Below are 16,194 nucleotides of genomic sequence, written 5' to 3'. Positions count from 1 at the left end.
CTGGTGGCCCCGGTCGACGAGGCACTCGCGCAGGTGAGCACGCTGTCCGCGGAGCTCAACAAGCGGCGCCCGGACATCACCGCGAACCTGGACGCGTACCGCGGCAAGCACAAGCTGCGGTTCGCGTCGCCGGAGTTCTCCGCCTACTTCGCGGAGCGGTTCGAGGGGTTCTCCGACAACTGGTGCAACCCAGTGATTCAGGCGACGACCGAGCGCATGAACGTGCTCGGCATCGAGCTGGGCGGGGCGCGCCGGGCCGATGAGGACCTGTCGCGGGTGTGGAAGGTCAACGGCTGCGAGGCCGCCTCGTCGAAGGCATGGGTGGTCGGCCTGGCCGCCTCCCGCACCTTCGCCCTGGTCTGGGGCAACACGGCCGACGAGACAACACCGCGGGTCACCTGGGAGCACCCGGAGAACTGCGTCGTCGGCTACGACCCGGACACCGGCGAGGCGGTCGCCGCGCTGAAATTCTGGTCGGGCGACGGCATCGAGTACGCGACGCTCTACCAGCGCGACCTGGTGTGGAAATTCCAGCGGCGATCGACCTCGGACACCGCGGCGATCTGGCTGCCACCCCGCTCGGCGTATTCCGGCGGGTGGGAGCCGCGCCAGCCTGCCGGCGACGACGTCTGGCCGCTGCCGAACCCGATGGGTGAGGTCCCGGTCGTCGAGTTCCGCAACCAGGATCTCCTCGACGACAAGCCGATCTCGGACATCGCCGGGGTGGCCGCGATGCAGGCCGCGATCAACCTCGTGTGGGCGTACCTGCTCAACGGCCTGGACTACGCCACGTTGCCGCAGCGGGTAGTGACCGGCGCCGACATGCCGAAGGTGCCGATCCTCGACGAGCAGGGCAAGGTGATCGGCTCCCGGCCGCTGGATCTGAACCTGCTGGCCCACGAACGGGTGCTGTGGATCCCGTCGAAGGACGCCAAGGCCTCCGAGTGGTCTGCGGCGAATCTGCAGGCCTTCGACGTCACCCTCGACCGGGCCGTCAACCACGTCAGCGCGCAGACCCGCACCCCGCCGCACTACCTGGTCGGCAAGATGGCCAACCTGAGCGCGGACGCGCTGACCGCGGCCGAGACCGGCCAGGTCGCCAAGGCCGGCGAGCGGGTCACCTACTTCACGCCGTCGATGCGCCAGCTGAACCGGCTGATCGCACTGGCCCAGGGCGACCGGACCAAGGCGGACGCCTGCCGGTCCGGCACGGTCCGCTGGAAGGACATCCAGTTCCGGTCGCTGGCGCAGAAGGCCGACGCGTTTCAGAAGTTGAAGGAGATCGGTTTCCCCTTCGAGTGGATCGCCGAGCAATGGGGCCTCGGCCCCGACGACGTCACCCGGGTACTCGCGATGCGCAAGCGCGAGCAGGCCGAAGACCCGATCGGAGCGCTGACCCTCGCCGCCGGCCGCGGCCTGCCGGACGACCCGGCGGGCGGCGACCCGGGCAGCGAGGAGTAGACGGTGGCGGTCGAACCGATCGCCGCGCTGCACGCCGACCGCCAGGTTGCCCTGGCCCGACGGGCCTCCCGAGACCTCGGCGCCTTGTGGCGCCTGGTCGACCCGCTGAACATCGCGGCGAGCTGGGGACGGCTGCTGCCTCAGGCGCTGGTGCTGCTCGGCACCGCCCAGGGCACAGCAGCGGCGGCCGCCGACGACTACGTCAGCGCGGCACTCACCGCGCAGGGCGCCGCTCAAACGGCCCAGGGCCGGATCGCCGCCGGCGCGTTCGCCGGGATCGCCTCGGACGGACGGCCCCTCGCCTCCCTGCTGCTGCAGCCGGTGACCACCGCGCTGCGCCAGATCCAGGGCGGCCAGACCGCGCCCCGGGCGCTCGCCTCGGGCCGGTTCCTGCTCGACCTGATCACCCGGACCCAGGTGGCCGACGCCGGACGCACCGCGGTCGGCACATCGATTGCGGCCCGCCCGCAGGCGACCGGCTACGTGCGGATGATCGTCGGCAGGACCTGCTCGCGGTGCCTGATCCTGGCCGGCCGCCGCTACCGGTGGAACCAGGGCTTCCGGCGGCACCCGCGCTGCGACTGCCGACACGTGCCGGTCGCCGAGGACGTACCCGGCGACGTGCGCACCGACCCACGCGCGCACTTCGACAGCCTCGACAAGGCCGAGCAGGACGAGCTGCTGGGCGCCGCCGGCGCGGAAGCGGTCCGGTCCGGCGCCGACCTCGCGCAGGTGGTCAACGCCCGCCGCGGCATGCAGACCACCGTGTTCGGCCAGCAGGCGCTGATCACCACCGAGGGCGCCACAAGTCGGGGCCGGTCCGGCGTGCTGATCGGCAACACCCGCGTGCGGCTCATGCCGGAACAGATCCTGCGCGATGCGCGGGACCGCGACGACGCGATCCGGCTGCTGCGGCTGCACGGCTACATCCGCTGACCTCCCCGCGCGCAAGGCCCGGGGACCACCCGCAACGGGAGTGCACGCATGAACATCCGCCTGGCCGACCCCGGCCTTCCCGTCCACCCGTTCACCCGCCTGCAGGCGATCGGCTTCCGCCGCAACGGCGCCCCGATCTGGCCCGTCAAGGGCGGTTCCGGCGAGGGCGACGACGGCTCGGGCGACGACGGGGACGGTGGCGGAGACGACGACGCCGACCAGCTCGGCGACGCCGGCAAGAAGGCGCTCGACGCGATGAAGGGCAAGTGGCAACGCGAACGCGACGCCGCGAAGCCCTGGAAGACGCTCGCCCGCGAGCACGGCGTCAGCACCCCGGAGGAGCTGCTCGCCAAGCTGTCGGGCAAGAAAGACGACCACCAGCAGGCCGACGCCGACAAGATCCGGCGTGAGGCGGCCACCGAGGCCACCGCCGCGGCGAACCGGCGCATCGTGCGCGCGGAGGTCAAGGCCGCCGCCGCCGGGAAGTTCGCCGACCCGGCCGACGCGATCGCGTTCCTGGACCTCGACGAGTTCGAGGTCGACGACGAGGGCGAGGTCGACGCCGACGCGATCACCGCGGCGCTGACCGAGCTGCTCACCAAGAAGCCCCACCTGGCTGCGCAAGGCGGCAGGCGGTTCCAGGGCGGCGGCGACGGCGGCCACCGGGGCGGCTCCACCAAGGAGTCCACCCCCGGGCTCGGCCGGCTCCGCGACGCCTACGCCCAGACCAACAAGTAATCCCACTCTGAACAGGAGAAAGCCACCATGGCTGTCACCCTCGCTCAGGCCGCCCTGCTCTCCGAGAACGATCTGCAGCGGGGCGTCCTCGAGGTTTTCGTGCAGGAGTCTCCGGTCCTGGACCGGCTCCCGCTCATGTCCATCGAGGGCAACGCGTACGCCTACAACAAGGAGGCGACGCTCCCGGGCGTGGCCTTCCGCAGCGTCAACGAGGCGTACGTCGAGTCCACCGGCACCGTCGTGCAGGCGACCGAATCCCTGGTTATTTTTGGTGGTGACGCGGACGTCGACCGGTTCATCGTCCAGACCCGCGGCAACCTCAACGACCAGCGCGCCGTCCAGACCCGGCTCAAGGTCAAGGCCGCGTCCTACAAGTTCCAGGACCACTTTTTCAACGGCGACGTCACCGTCGACACCAAAGGCTTCGACGGCCTCAAGAAGCGCCTGACGGGCGCCCAGGTCATCTCGGCCGGCACCAACGGCATTCCGGTCCTCGGCAACGGCGGCACCGACAGCCATGCGTTCGCTGACAAACTCGACGAGCTAATCGCAGCGGTGCCCGGCATCAACGGCTCCAACGGCGCGATCTACGCCAACGCCGCCGTGCAGGGCAAGTTCCGTTCGGCGGGCCGGCGCATCGGCGGCGTTGAGATGATTCGCGAGGACCTGACCGGAAAGCGGATCTTGACGTGGAACGGCATCCCGTTTCTCGACCCCGGTAGCAACCTGGCCGGCGGCCTGATCCTGCCGCAAACCGAGGTCCAGGGTTCCAGCTCGGTCGCCTCCTCGATCTATGCCGTGAAGTTCGGCGACGACGAGACCGAGCAGGCCGTCACCGGCCTCACCAACGGTGGCGTCATGGTCGACGACCTCGGCCAGCTCCAGTCGCAGCCGGCCTACCGGACTCGCATCGAGTTCTACTGCGGCCTGGCGACGTTCGGCGGCCGCGGCGCGGCCCGCCTGACCGGCGTCCTCGCCTCCTGATTCCGGAAAGGATCTGATCACCATGGCGACCAGCCGCAGCAAGACCGCCGGGACCAACCCGGAGCAGACCCGGCTCGACGAGCACACCGACGCCCCGTCGACCACCGCACCCGGCGACGGCCCGGCCGATACCACCGACCCGACCGAGCGCGCCTCGACTGTCGAGCCGGACAAGACCACCGCCGCGGCGGCCGGCCACCTGACCGTCAACGCGGCCGTCCCGGTCGACCCCGACCGCCAGCTCGCCGGCGTCGCGATCAGCAAGGCCACCGGCGGCGAAGACGACGACCGCGAGGACCGGATCGAGGAGTACGACGCGACCCGACCGGACGGCTCGACCGTCCGGGTCCGCCACAACCTCGAGACCGGCGACACCGAACTCGTCTGACCGAGGAAGGAGGCCGCCATGGTGCAGCTGGCAACGGCGGCCGAGCTGGCCTCCGAACTCGGCATCGACCTGGCCGACCTGGACCAGGGCAAGGCGGACCGGAAGCTGGCCAGCGCCAGCGCCGCCGTCGAGTCGATGACCGGCATGGCCTTCACCACCCGGACCGCCACGCTCCGACTGCCCGGCTCGGCCGCACTGGAGCTGGCGCTGCCGGTCCGGCCGGTCCGGCAGATCACCGCGGTCAGCATCGGCGGCCGCGCCTACACGGACTTCCGCCTCACCGCGACCGGCGCGCTCTGGCGCGCCCGCGGCTGGCGGACGGTCTGGGGCCCGGAGACCGTGGAGATCACCGTCGAGTACGGCCTGACCGCCATCCCCGACGACATCAAGGGCCTGGTGCTCGAGATGGCCGCCGACACGTACGACGGACGGGTGGTCATGGAATCGATCGACGACTACCGCGTTCAGTACGCCGACGGCGGCGGCCTGTCCGCAGAGGCCGCCCGCACACTCGCCGCGTACGGCGGCGGCGCCGCAGCACTCGCGATGCGGACCTACCTGTGAGCCGCGAACGAGTGCTGGCCCGCGGCCGCCGCGCCGCCGAGGCCGGCATGGTCGACACCTGCACCATCCGCCGCCAGACCGGCGTGGTGACCAACCCGGACGCCACCACCTCGCCGGTCTGGGACGTGATCTACAGCGGGAAGTGCCGCCTGCAGCAGCCCGACACGCAGGCCGGTCAGCACGACGTCGGCGAGGATCACCAACTGCTGGTGCGCCTGGAGCTGCAGATGCCGATCGCGGTGACCGGCGTCGAACCGAGCGATCAGGTGCTGATCACCGCCTCCCGCGATCCCGACCTCATCGGCCGGGTACTGCTGGTCCGCGACCTGGCGCACGGCACCGACAAGACAGCCCGCCGGATCGGTGCGACCGAGAGGACGGACTGATGTCGGCCGACACCTCCGAGGTCCGCGGCCTCGCCGAGCACCTGATCCGGATCGCCGACGCCGCCCCGGCCGACGTCCGTCAGGTCGTCGCCAAGGGCTGCCTGAACATCAAGACCGACGCCCGGCGCCGGGTCGAGGGTCTTGCACACGCCCCGCACTACCCGCGGTCGATCACGTACGAGACGGCACAGACGCCGACGGGCGCGACCGGCGAGGTCGGCCCGGACAAGGAGCGGCGCCAGGGCGCGCTGGGCAATCTGATCGAGCACGGATCTATCAACAACCCGCCGAAGCCGCACATGGGCCCGGCTGGCGAAGCCGAGGCTCCCCGGTTCGCGCGCGCGCTGGTCGACCTCGGCGCCGAGCTGATCGAGCAGGACCGGCGGTGACCGCGGCCGACCACGCGGCCGCGGGTCTGGTCCTGCTGGCACCGCCGACGGTGTCGGTCCCGGTTCACGACGGCAGGGTGCCACCGAAGGCCGTCCCGCCGTACGTCCTGGTCTACACGTTCGTTCAACGGCCGACCGGCCTGGTCGCCCCCGGCCTGCTCCGGTTCACCGGCGAGAGCCGGGCGATCGAGATGCGGCTCTACTGCCACTGTGTCGGCGCAACCGCCGCCGCGGCCCGACTGGTCCAGGACCAGGTGGCCGCCGCCCTTCTCGACGCGATCCCGACGGTGGACGGCCGGATCTGCCTGCCGATTCGCTGGCTGGAGGGCTCGCAGTCGAGCACCGAGGAGCAGACCGGTGCGGCGTACCACGACGCGGTCGACGTCTACGGCTGGTCGTCGGTGCCGGCGTAACCCTCCCAGGCCCGCGCGGCGAGCCAGAGTCCGAACCACGTTGCGACGGCCGCCCAGAACGCCAGGATCTGGGCGCCTGCGGCGATGGCAATGAACGCCACCACGAGCGTGATCACGCCGCGCAGGTAGTAGTTCGTCAGCCAGGCGCCGCGCGGTTTCGCGCTCGTCGATGTCATGGCTCGCCACTGTACGGCCTGCGCGCGCGTGATCACTGTCCGCCGTTCGGCGGATCATCCACATCGAACGGAGAGGTGCGTCATGACGCTCCAGTCCGCGCAGACGCCGACTCAGATCGCGGCTGCGCCTGTCCCGCTCACCCCAGCCGCCTCGGACCAGATCCCCGAGTCCAGCTTCGGTGGGGCCGGCGTGCTCATCCGCGTGATCACCACTGGCACCGCGACCAGCGTAAGCGTGCTTGATCCCGGTGCGACGCCGCTGAGCAACCCCGGCACGGTCACGCCGCAGGTGATGCCGGCGACCGGCACCCGAGTGTGGCTGATTCCGCGGTCAGCAATCAGCGCCAGCACCGGCGTCGCAACGGTGACCTTCAGTTCGCAGGCCGGTGTCACGTACGAACTCACCCGCGCCTGAGGAGGCCCGAGAAATGACCGAACCCACCCCTGAGCCGCAGCCCGGCCCGGTCGGCTACTGGATCCGCTCGATCACCGGGGTCTACGCCCTGGTCGCCACCGAGGCGGAACGCGACCTGTGGACCGAGGTCCGCGGTTGGGCCGTGGCCGACGAGCCGCCGCCGGCCGCCCAGATCTGCATAGTGCACGCGGAGACGCAGCAGACCGGCTGCATCCCGTACGAGGCGCTCGACGGTGCCTGGTCCGGCCTCGGTTGGGCTGCCGGGCCGCCGCCGGAACCGCTCGACCCGGCCAACGATCCCGTGCTGGTCGACCCGCCGCTGACCGAGCCGGGTCCGCCAGGCCCGGGCCCGGAGCTGGCCCCGGCGAAGACCGCGACCACCACGACCACCAAGGCCGCCGCCAGCGGCGCGAGGACCAAGGAGTAACCGGCCATGGCCGACATCATCAGCGATGGCATGACCCGGGTCGCCTGGCTCGCGAACATCGCCAACATCGGTTCCGTGACGCTCGCCGAGCTGTCTGTCGGCATCCTGCTGCACGACACCATGACGCCGACCGGTCTGGCTTCGTTCCAGCCGGCCACCGCGGCCGTGGCCACCGGTAAGTTCTCCAGCCGGTTCGACACGAACAAGCCGGGCCGCGTGTCGTACAGCGACCCCAAGCTGCAGTTCTATCGGCAGGACGGCGTCGACACGATCTGGAACACGCTCGCCTACGGCACCGTCGGTTTCGTCGTGGTGCGCCGCTCGCTGGCCGCCGAGACGGCCTGGGCCGCGACGCAGCGCATCCGGGTGTACCCGGCAACGTGCGGGGAGAGGATCGAACTCGATCCGGAACCCAACACGTTGGAGCGCTGGGAGTCCCCGCTGTTCGTGCACAGCCAGCCGAACCTGAACGCGCTCGTCGCAGCCTGACCGCGCGCACCATCATCCGCCATCCCGATCCGGGGTGGCGTTTTTCGTGCCCGGCTGGCGCACCCCGACGCTGGCCGGGCGCCCCATCGGGGTTCGGGGTGGAGAGATCATGACCACGATTCAGGAGAAGCTCGACGCGGCCCGGCTGCCCGAGCGCACCATCTCGATCTGCCTGCGCGGTGACCTGGTCGCCGAACACGAGATTGCGGACGCCGAGCTGGAGCAGCTGCAGAAGCAGCCCGTGCAACGGCTCGGCGGCGACGGCCGCGCCGCCCTGCGGGAGCGGATCCGGGCACTCGAAGCCGAGATGGCCGAGGCAACCGAGGTGTTCCGGCTGCGCGCTCCGACCCGGCGTCAGTACCGCGCCCTGGTCGCCGCCCACCCGCCGCGCCGCAACGAGAAGGACGAGGTCGACGAGGCCGACCAGGTGATGGGCCTCGACCGCTCGACGTTCTTCGAGGCACTGATGCGAGTTTCGACGATCAGCCCCGACATGGGTGTCGACATCGAGGCGTACTTCAAAGAACTGATCGAGGCCCAGGACGCGGGCGCCGACCTGCCGAAGCCGCCCCAGGGTGACTGGCCGAAGCTGATCGATGTTCTCACCGACAAGCAGTACGGCGACTTCACCGACGCGGCGTGGTACCTGAGCAGGGGCGAGATCAAGATCCCTTTCTCGCGCGCCGCCTCGCTGACGAACCCGAGTACCGCGCGCGAGTAGAACTCGCTGACCGGCACGGCCAGCCACCGTCACGGCTGGACGGCCGCGAGCCGGTCGAGGTCACCGAGTACGAGCACGACGACACCGGCCGGATCGTGCGGGCGGTCACCACCCGGGAGCCGCTCTACACCGAGCAGGACCGGGCCGAGCTACTCGCCCTCGATGTCTACCGCGCTGGCCTGTGCCCTCTCTGTGGTCGCCCCCGCGAGGTCTGTACGGCGCCGGAGGGGACGTACCAGATCGACACGGTCTGGGAGGTCTGCCAGGCCACCCGTGCGGTGGCCGAAATCCAAGCCGGCACCTACACCGACGACAACTACCCGCATCGCCGCGCACACCTGTGGGGTGCCCGGCTGACCCGGAGGTGAGCGGTGCGCACCGTTGGAGTCAGGCTCACCGCAGACATTGCCGCCTACAAGGCGAGGATGCGCGAGGCTGGCGGCGAAGCCCGCAAGTTTGCCGGCGAGATGGACGGCGCGGCCAAGGCGGGCCGCCTGGACTCGGTCGCCGACCAAGCAGCGGGGCTGGGCCTCGTGCTTGCGGGCGCGGCCGGCGGCGCGGTCAAGCTCAGCATGGACTTCGAGAAGTCCATGAGCGGCGTCAGCGCGGCGACGCACGCCAGCGCGGAAGACCTGGAACGGCTGCGCCAGGCGGCCCTCGAAGCCGGTGCCGACACGCAGTACTCGGCGACCAAGGCGGCCGACGGAATCACCGAGCTGTCCAAGGCGGGTATCGAGACCGCCGACATCCTGGGCGGCGCGCTCGATGGCGCGCTCGACCTAGCGGCGGCTGGCCAGCTTGACGTGGCTGAGGCCAGCGAGACAGCCGCGTCGGCCATGGTGCAGTTCAAGCTGGACGGTAAGGACGTCCCCCACATCGCCGACCTGCTCGCCGCCGCGGCTGGCAAGGCGCAAGGCAACGTCCACGACATGGGGATGGCCCTTAACCAGGCCGGATTGGTGGCGTCGCAGACCGGCCTGTCGATCGAGGAGACCGTCGGTGGCCTGGCTGCGTTCGCTTCGGCCGGCCTGATGGGCTCGGATGCGGGCACCAGCTTCAAGCAGATGCTGTTGATGTTGCAGGCTCCGAGCGACGTCACGCGCAAGCTCATGGACTCGCTGGGCATCTCGGCATACGACGCCAGCGGCGAGTTCATCGGCCTGTCCGCGCTCGCGGGCCAGCTTCGGACCGAGCTGGGCGATCTCACCCCCGAGTTGAGGGCGAACGCGCTCGCGCAGATCTTCGGGGCGGACGCGGTTCGCGGCGCGAGCATCCTCTACGAGCAGGGCGCCGACGGGATCCAGGCATGGATCGACAAGACGAACGACGCCGGGTACGCCGCCGAGACCGCAGCCAAGCTGACCGACAACCTGGCCGGCGACGTCGAGCGCCTGACCGGCTCAGTGGAAACCCTGGCGATCCAGGCAGGCAGCGGAGCGAACGGCGGCCTGCGGGTTCTTGTCCAGATGGCGGGGGCGCTCGTCGACCAGTTCAGCCAACTACCCAGCTTCGCGTCCGGCGGCCTTACTGTGCTGGCGGGCGTAACCGGTGTTGCGCTGCTCGCTGCCGCGGCATGGGTCAAGATGCGCCGGGCGAACGCCGAGGCGCTGGACGAACTCCGCGCGACCGGCCCGGCCGGCGAACGCGCCGCGGGCGCACTGCAGACGACCTCGCGGTGGGCGGGCCGTGCCGCCGCCGGCTTCGTCGCCCTGGAGGTGGCGGGCGCCGCGGTGAGCGCGATGGCCGACGACATGAACCCGCAGATCGAGGCGCTGGGTGTCGGGCTGGAGCGATTCGCCTCGACCGGGGACGTCAGCGGCGAGACTGCCCGGATTCTGGGCGGCGACCTGGGCAAACTCGACAGCGCTCTCAAGGGTGTTGCCGACACCGGGATGTGGTCCAGCTTCACTCGCGGCCTGGCTGGCACGATCGAGCTGATCCCGGGCCTCAGCGAGATGGACGATAGCCTGGCGAACTCCCGACGGCGCCTCGAAGCTGTCGACCAGTCGTTGCAGCAGCTGGTTGCGAGCGGCAACGCAGCCGAGGCCGCTCAGGTCTTCGATGCCCTGGCCAAGCGGGCGGCCGAGCAGGGCGTATCCGTGAACGAGCTGAAGAAGGTGCTGCCCGGATACGCCGGCGCGCTGGAGGCGGCGGCAGCGCAGGGCACCGAGACGTCCGACTCGATGACCGAGATGGGCGAAGCCGCAGAGATGTCCGCGGACCAGGTCTCGGCTCTCCACAAGGAATTCGAGGATCTGTTCAACGAGCAGCTCGGCGCGGACAGGGCGCTGATCAAGTACGAAGAGTCGCTGACCAGCCTGAACGAGGAGCTGACCAAGGGCGCACGCACCCTGTCGGTGTCGTCCGAGGAGGGGCGCAAGAACCGCACCGCGGTGCTCGACCAGCTCGACGCGATCGAGGACCTTCGGGAGGCGCGCGTTCAGGAGGGCATGACCCTCGACGAGGCGAACCGCAAGTACGGCAAGGACGTCGACGCGCTGGCCAAGTCGATGCGCCAGGCCGGATTCACGGAGAAGTCGATCGAGGAGCTGATCGGCGCGTACAAGCGGATTCCGCAGCAGGTGCCGACCAGCATCTTGACTCCAGGTCTCAACGTCGTGCGCGAGGGGATCAAGGGCTACGACAAGCAGCTCGACGGCCTCGCCCGCAAGGTCCAGACCGAGGTCACGGTCACCGGCAAGGACAAGGCGTACCGCGAGCTCGAAACCTTGCTGGTCGCGCAGCAGGCGGCAAAAAAGGGCATCACGATCTCGGAGGCCCGCGCCGCGTTCCGCAAGAACGCCGGATACCACGACGGCGGCTGGACCGGCGCCGGCGGCGAGTGGGACGAGGCGGGCATCGTGCACGCCGACGAGTTCGTGATCAAGAAATCGGCGCGCCAACGGATTGAGCAGGCGCATCCGGGCCTGCTCGACGAGATGAACGCAACCGGCCAGCTTCCGGGTTACGCCGGCGGTGGTCACGTGCTGCAGATGCCGTTCCGCGTAAATGCTTCGGTCACAAAGATCATGTCAATGGCGGAGGCGCTGGCCAAGGTCGCGCCCGAGTTCGGGAACTGGCCGAGCAGCCCGTCGGCGCAGCGCGGTGATTCCGGCGTCTGGCGCAAGATCATGTCACTGGTCAAGGCGTCCGGCATTCCGTACGACTTTGGCAACGCGTACAGGCACGGCGATCCGAAGTGGCACGGTTCGGGGCGCGCGATCGATTTCATGGGCTACAACCAGGATCGCCTGGCGCAGTTCTTCATGTCCCGGCAGTCCCAGGTTCTGGAGCTGATCCACCGGACGAAGAACCGGGACTACGGCCTCACCCGCGGCCACTACAACGCGATGCCCACCCAGTGGCCGTTGCACCGTAACCACCTGCACGTCGCGATGGCCGAGGGCGGCGTGATCCGGGAGCCGGTCTACGGCATCGGCGCGTCCGGCACCAGCTACTCGTTCGGTGAGGGCTACCGGCCGGAAAGAGTGACGCCCCTGACCGGCTCGGCGAGTGCGGGCGTCGGCGAGCACCGGCTGACCATCGACCTGTCCGGCGCATCGGTCGACCTGTTCGGGCAGCTGCTGATCAACACGCTGAGAGTGAAGCCCGGGGTCCGGGGCACCGTCACCCAGCTCGTCACCAAGAGGAGCTGACGGTGGACATCAGTGATCGCGCGCGGTTCTACATCGCGCCCGGGGCCGATCTCTCGGTACGCAGGAACTGGGCGTGGGAGGACCGGTCGCAGGACGTCCGGCACGTCGAGAACGACATCACCGCCACCGGCGGCCGGGCCGACGAGGTCAGCCAGATCGAGGCCGGATCGGCTCAGTTGTCGGTGGACAACGCGGGCGGGCACTACTGCCCGGACAACCCGCTCGGCCGCTGGTACGGACGGTTGTCGATCAACTGTCCGGCGCGGTGGGGCGTGGTGACCGGCCGGGCCTCGTTCGATACCCCGGCGGCCGGCGGGTGGGGTACGCCGGAGCTCGGCCAGCGATGGTCTCTGGAGGGATCGGCGGGTGCTTGGGGCGCGTCGGGTGGCACCGGTCAGCGGGGGTTCGCCGCGGCCAACCAGTCCGCGGGCGCGGTGCTCATCGGCGCAGATGCCCGCAACGGGAGTGCGGTCATGACGATCGTGGCCCCGCCGGTACCGATCACCGGCGCCCCGCTGCGGTACAGCGTCATCGCCCGCCGCAGCATGACCACCCTGCAGTACCTGATGTTCAGCGCTGAGCTCACCCCGGCCGGCCAGGTCGAGCTGGGTATCTCTCGCTACAGCGACGGCATCCTCGTGGGCCTCGCCGCCGGGACCTCGATCCCGTACGTCCCGGGCCAGCGCATCCGGGTGCGTGCCCGATGGGACGGCCCGGCGCTGTACTGGACAGCGTGGCCGGAGGGGTCGCCGCCGCCGTTGGAGTCGGAGCTCTACACCTGGGAGACCGTCTGCGCCGGGTCGGCGGTCGGTGTCCACCTCTGGCGGTTGGCCGCCAACGCCAATGACGGGGTGCCCCTGACCATCGACGATCTCGAGGTCGAGGCCGTCGAGATCTCTGGGTACATCCCGGCGTGGCCGACCGAGTGGGACGAGACGGCACAGGTGTCGTGGGCGCCGATCGAGATCTCCGGGCCGATGCGGATGCTCTCGCAGGGCGATCAGGTACTCGCGTCACCGCTGCGCTCGCTGCTCTCGTCTACCGATCCGGTCCTCGCGGTCTCGGCCCGCCAAGGCTATTGGCCGCTGGAGGACGGCGCCGACGCGACCAGCGCCTCGTCCGAACTGCCGCGCGGCCTGGCCGCCACAGCAGTCGACGTCTCGTTCGGCGCCACCGACTGCCCGCCGGGCGCGTCGGCCGCTGCCGTGCTCAACACGATGGGCAGCAGCCGGATCGTCGGACGGGTGCTGTCCTGGCGAATCCCGCAGACTGGCTGGTCGGCGCTCGCGTACTTCAAGCTGCCATCGATGCCGGTTGCAAATACGGCGATCATGGAGATCAGCTGCATGGGTACCGCCACCCGGTATCTGATCTTCGCCGGTGCCAGCGGGTTTTCCGTGATGGGCACCGATGCCGACGGCGCGGGCGTCTTTTCCTCGGCCGTCGTCCCGTACTCAATCACGCCGGGACGGTGGTTCGGGCTGAACTTGCGGACGACGGACGCGGGCGCCAACGTCAACTGGACGCTCATCTGGCACCAGGTGGGATACCCGTACGGCTCGTACTACTCCACATCCGGATCCTTCGCCGGTGGAGTGGACCGCGCGGGGCAGGTCATCGCGCACGCCCCGGTGGCGGGCAGCCTGGCCTCGCACCTCTGGATCGGGTCCCGCGACACCTCGTTGCTTGCCGGTCCCTACCGGCAGGTCAGCAGCGGATGGGCTGGCGAGCTGGCCGGCGTCCGGATCAATCGGCTGGCCGACGAGCAGGGCCTGGACCTCGGGGTCGAGGACGAGGCGATCTACAGCTACAGCGACGTCACGACCGAGCCGATGGGCCGCCAGGCCCCGGCGACTGCGGTTGACCTGCTGCGCGAGTGCGAGGCCGCCGACGGTGGTGTGCTGTATGAGGACAGCCGGTGGATCGTCTACCGGCCCCGCCGATCCCGTTACAACCAGGACGTCTGGCTGACAGCCCGGATCGCGCCGGACGGCGACGTCGGCGACGTGCCGCGGCCGACCCACGACGACCTGCGCACGCGCAACGTGTGGACAGTCAGCCGGACCGGCGGCGGCGAGGCCACCGCCCAGGACGCCGCCAGCATCACCCGAGTCGGCCGGCGACCGGACTCGGCGCAGATCAATATCGTCGACGACGGGCACCTACCCGACCATGCGGCCTGGCGGGTGCACCTCGGCACGCAGCCGGAGTCCCGCTGGCCGCGGATCACGCTCGACCTGACCGACCGTCCGGAGCTGCTCGCGCGGTGGCTCGGCCGCCGGCACGGCATGCGGATCCGGCTGACCGGCGTGCCGTCGCAGGGCCCGATCGGCGAGGACCCGGAGCTGATCGTCGAGGGCTGGACGCAGGAGATCACCTCGGACTCCTGGCGGGTGACGCTGGCATGCTCACCGGCCCGGCCGTGGGACGTCGGAGTGATGGGCCACGGAGGCACCCGGGCCGACTCGGCGAGTACCACGCTGGTCGCCGACCAGATTGCAGGGTCCGACGTCTGGACGATCACCACCGCGAACCCGCGCGAGACCTGGTCGACCAGGTCGACGCCGTACGACTGGCGGGTGGCCGGCGAGCGAGTGACGGTCACCCGCATGTCGACACCCGGGTCAATCACCGGAGCGCTCGATGGTTCCTTTGAGGGCGGCGTGACCGGCTGGACGCCCACCGCGGCGACCTTCGTGCAGTCGTCAGCGCAGGCCGCTCACGGCTTCTACGCCGGGCTGCTCACCGTCGTCGGCACGCCCTCCCAGGCGTACGTCCGGCCGACCACCGGGTACGCGGTCACGCCCGGATCCAGCTACCGGGTCACGATGTGGGCCTACTCGCCCACCGTGACCAGCGTGGTTGTCGCCATCGACTGGTATACGACCTCCGCCTACCTGACCACGACGTCGGTTGCTGTCCCCATTCCGCCCGGGGTGTGGACACCGATCAGCGCGGTGCACGTCGCCCCGGCCACCGCGGCGACCGGCCGACACGGCCCATCGCTGACCGGGTCCCCGGCGACCGGCGCCCAGCTATGGATCGACGACATCGACATGGGTCTGGTCGGGTCGACTGCGCAGACCGCGAACGTCACCCGGGCCGTCAACGGCATCGTCAAGCCGCAGCTCAGCGGTGCCCAGATCCGCCTGGCCAATCCGGCCCGGACCGCACTGTAGGAGGGCCTGTGGCTGCTGGCGACATCATCACCGCGGCGGACATCGCCACCCGAGTCGGGACGACGTCTGTGGTGGCCGACTCGGGCAACATCACCACCGCCCAGGTCGTCACGATGACCGTCACCGCGTATCTCGAAACGAACCGGGCCTACGCGATTACCGGCCTCGCCCGGATCTCCTCGACCACGGCTGGCGACAGCGCCATTTGCCGGATCCGCGAGGACTCGCTGACCGGCACCGAAATCGCCTCCGGGCAGGTCTACGCCGCGACGAACTCGACGGTCGGCTACTCGGCGCCACCGCTATACGCCCAGTACGTCGCGATCGCGACCGGTAACAAGACGTTCGTCTACACCGTGATCCGCAACCTAGGCGGCGGCAACTGCCAGCAACGCGCGTCGGCGGTCAGTCCCGGTTGGCTGCTCGTCGACCTGATCCCCGAATAGGAGAACCCCATGGCCAGCTGGGTTCTAGTGCCCTGTCTCGTGCAGCTGCGGGCCGAGCTCGACCTGATCGCGCCGGCCCGCAGCAAGGCCTCGGACGGCACCATCGGCGACGAGGCCCACCAGGCCTCTGTCTCCGACCACAACGACGACGAGGTCGGCCGGGTGCCGATCCGCGACGCCGACTCCAAACACGAGGTGCACGCGTTCGACGCCACCGCCGACCTGCGGACGTCGAACCTGACCATGGAGAAGGTGGTGCAGCACATCCTCGGCCGCTGTCGCAGCGGTGCCGAGAAGCGGCTGCGGTACATCATCTTCAACCGCCGGATCTGGGAGGCGTCGAACTCCTGGCGGCAGAGCTCGTACAACGGGGCCAGCCCGCACACCGAGCACGCGCACTTCTCCTCGTCGTACGAAACCGCACGC

18 protein-coding genes and 1 pseudogene are annotated in these 16,194 nt (G+C 70.2%); 18 read left to right on the top strand and 1 reads right to left on the bottom strand.

Features of this window, described 5'->3' with window-relative positions; translation table 11 throughout:
• The first annotated feature begins 3 nt into the window (after positions 1-3).
• The 9 genes from WH85_RS35015 to WH85_RS34975 are packed head-to-tail and all read left to right on the top strand — an operon-like array spanning position 4 to position 6,259.
• Positions 4-1,461, top strand: coding sequence for a phage portal protein (locus tag WH85_RS35015; protein WP_045746397.1), 1,458 nt, complete (start codon positions 4-6; stop codon positions 1,459-1,461).
• 3 nt (positions 1,462-1,464) lie between these two features.
• The gene (locus WH85_RS35010; RefSeq protein ID WP_157411398.1) at positions 1,465-2,397 is read left to right on the top strand and encodes a VG15 protein; all 933 of its coding nucleotides are present in this window, start codon (positions 1,465-1,467) and stop codon (positions 2,395-2,397) included.
• 48 nt (positions 2,398-2,445) lie between these two features.
• A complete protein-coding gene (locus WH85_RS35005; RefSeq protein ID WP_045746396.1) occupies positions 2,446-3,135 on the top strand; it encodes a hypothetical protein in 690 nt (229 codons plus the stop codon).
• A gap of 27 nt (positions 3,136-3,162) precedes the next feature.
• On the top strand, positions 3,163-4,119 hold the full coding sequence (locus WH85_RS35000; RefSeq protein ID WP_045746395.1) for a major capsid protein: 957 nt from the start codon (positions 3,163-3,165) through the stop codon (positions 4,117-4,119).
• A gap of 22 nt (positions 4,120-4,141) precedes the next feature.
• Entirely contained in the window at positions 4,142-4,507 is a 366-nt protein-coding gene (locus tag WH85_RS34995; protein ID WP_045746394.1) for a hypothetical protein, read from the top strand.
• An 18-nt stretch (positions 4,508-4,525) separates the two neighbouring features.
• Positions 4,526-5,071: a hypothetical protein gene (locus tag WH85_RS34990; RefSeq protein ID WP_045746393.1), complete on the top strand. Its 546-nt coding sequence runs from the start codon at positions 4,526-4,528 to the stop codon at positions 5,069-5,071.
• Positions 5,068-5,457 (top strand): DUF6093 family protein, encoded by a 390-nt coding sequence (locus WH85_RS34985; protein ID WP_157411397.1) that lies wholly within the window; start codon positions 5,068-5,070, stop codon positions 5,455-5,457. The genes WH85_RS34990 and WH85_RS34985 overlap by 4 nt, the downstream gene beginning before the upstream one ends.
• Positions 5,457-5,846: a hypothetical protein gene (locus tag WH85_RS34980; RefSeq protein WP_045746391.1), complete on the top strand. Its 390-nt coding sequence runs from the start codon at positions 5,457-5,459 to the stop codon at positions 5,844-5,846. Before WH85_RS34985 ends, WH85_RS34980 begins: the two co-directional genes overlap by 1 nt.
• Positions 5,843-6,259 carry a hypothetical protein gene (locus WH85_RS34975; protein ID WP_045746390.1) on the top strand — a complete coding sequence of 139 codons (417 nt, stop codon included), beginning with the start codon at positions 5,843-5,845 and terminating at the stop codon, positions 6,257-6,259. Before WH85_RS34980 ends, WH85_RS34975 begins: the two co-directional genes overlap by 4 nt.
• On the opposite strand, the gene WH85_RS34970 is transcribed toward WH85_RS34975, so the two are convergent.
• Positions 6,232-6,435, bottom strand: a complete 204-nt coding sequence (locus WH85_RS34970; RefSeq protein WP_045746389.1) for a hypothetical protein — start codon at positions 6,433-6,435, stop codon at positions 6,232-6,234. The genes WH85_RS34975 and WH85_RS34970 overlap by 28 nt on opposite strands.
• Positions 6,436-6,625: 190 nt before the next feature.
• On the opposite strand from WH85_RS34970, the gene WH85_RS34965 reads away from it, so the two are divergent.
• From WH85_RS34965 to WH85_RS34925, 9 genes and pseudogenes are all read left to right on the top strand, one after another.
• Complete coding sequence (locus tag WH85_RS34965) at positions 6,626-6,850, top strand: hypothetical protein (protein WP_157411396.1); 225 nt, start codon at positions 6,626-6,628, stop codon at positions 6,848-6,850.
• Between the two features lie 13 nt (positions 6,851-6,863).
• Complete coding sequence (locus WH85_RS34960; RefSeq protein ID WP_045746387.1) at positions 6,864-7,277, top strand: hypothetical protein; 414 nt, start codon at positions 6,864-6,866, stop codon at positions 7,275-7,277.
• 6 nt (positions 7,278-7,283) lie between these two features.
• On the top strand, positions 7,284-7,766 hold the full coding sequence (locus tag WH85_RS34955) for a phage tail tube protein (protein ID WP_045746386.1): 483 nt from the start codon (positions 7,284-7,286) through the stop codon (positions 7,764-7,766).
• Between the two features lie 109 nt (positions 7,767-7,875).
• The gene (locus WH85_RS34950; protein WP_045746385.1) at positions 7,876-8,487 is read left to right on the top strand and encodes a hypothetical protein; all 612 of its coding nucleotides are present in this window, start codon (positions 7,876-7,878) and stop codon (positions 8,485-8,487) included.
• Positions 8,406-8,855 carry a hypothetical protein gene (locus WH85_RS50940; RefSeq protein ID WP_157411395.1) on the top strand — a complete coding sequence of 150 codons (450 nt, stop codon included), beginning with the start codon at positions 8,406-8,408 and terminating at the stop codon, positions 8,853-8,855. The genes WH85_RS34950 and WH85_RS50940 overlap by 82 nt, the downstream gene beginning before the upstream one ends.
• A 3-nt stretch (positions 8,856-8,858) precedes the next feature.
• Positions 8,859-12,143, top strand: a complete 3,285-nt coding sequence (locus tag WH85_RS34940; RefSeq protein WP_157411394.1) for a phage tail tape measure protein — start codon at positions 8,859-8,861, stop codon at positions 12,141-12,143.
• A 2-nt stretch (positions 12,144-12,145) separates the two neighbouring features.
• The gene (locus WH85_RS34935; protein ID WP_045746382.1) at positions 12,146-15,322 is read left to right on the top strand and encodes a carbohydrate binding domain-containing protein; all 3,177 of its coding nucleotides are present in this window, start codon (positions 12,146-12,148) and stop codon (positions 15,320-15,322) included.
• 8 nt (positions 15,323-15,330) lie between these two features.
• A complete protein-coding gene (locus tag WH85_RS34930) occupies positions 15,331-15,768 on the top strand; it encodes a hypothetical protein (protein WP_045746381.1) in 438 nt (145 codons plus the stop codon).
• Between the two features lie 9 nt (positions 15,769-15,777).
• Positions 15,778-16,194: pseudogene (locus tag WH85_RS34925) on the top strand (peptidoglycan-binding protein); the annotation flags it as partial.

The sequence above is a fragment of the Actinoplanes rectilineatus genome, from assembly GCF_000962825.1.
GTDB lineage: Bacteria > Actinomycetota > Actinomycetes > Mycobacteriales > Micromonosporaceae > Actinoplanes > Actinoplanes rectilineatus.
This window is presented reverse-complemented; position numbering and strand designations above follow the sequence as displayed.

Coding starts and splice junctions, on each gene's coding strand:
- WH85_RS35005 (WP_045746396.1), top strand. CDS start 2,446: ATGAACATCCGCCTGGCCGACCCCGGCCTTCCCGTCCACCCGTTCACC.
- WH85_RS35000 (WP_045746395.1), top strand. CDS start 3,163: ATGGCTGTCACCCTCGCTCAGGCCGCCCTGCTCTCCGAGAACGATCTG.
- WH85_RS34995 (WP_045746394.1), top strand. CDS start 4,142: ATGGCGACCAGCCGCAGCAAGACCGCCGGGACCAACCCGGAGCAGACC.
- WH85_RS34990 (WP_045746393.1), top strand. CDS start 4,526: ATGGTGCAGCTGGCAACGGCGGCCGAGCTGGCCTCCGAACTCGGCATC.
- WH85_RS34980 (WP_045746391.1), top strand. CDS start 5,457: ATGTCGGCCGACACCTCCGAGGTCCGCGGCCTCGCCGAGCACCTGATC.
- WH85_RS34970 (WP_045746389.1), bottom strand. CDS start 6,435: ATGACATCGACGAGCGCGAAACCGCGCGGCGCCTGGCTGACGAACTAC.
- WH85_RS34960 (WP_045746387.1), top strand. CDS start 6,864: ATGACCGAACCCACCCCTGAGCCGCAGCCCGGCCCGGTCGGCTACTGG.
- WH85_RS34955 (WP_045746386.1), top strand. CDS start 7,284: ATGGCCGACATCATCAGCGATGGCATGACCCGGGTCGCCTGGCTCGCG.
- WH85_RS34950 (WP_045746385.1), top strand. CDS start 7,876: ATGACCACGATTCAGGAGAAGCTCGACGCGGCCCGGCTGCCCGAGCGC.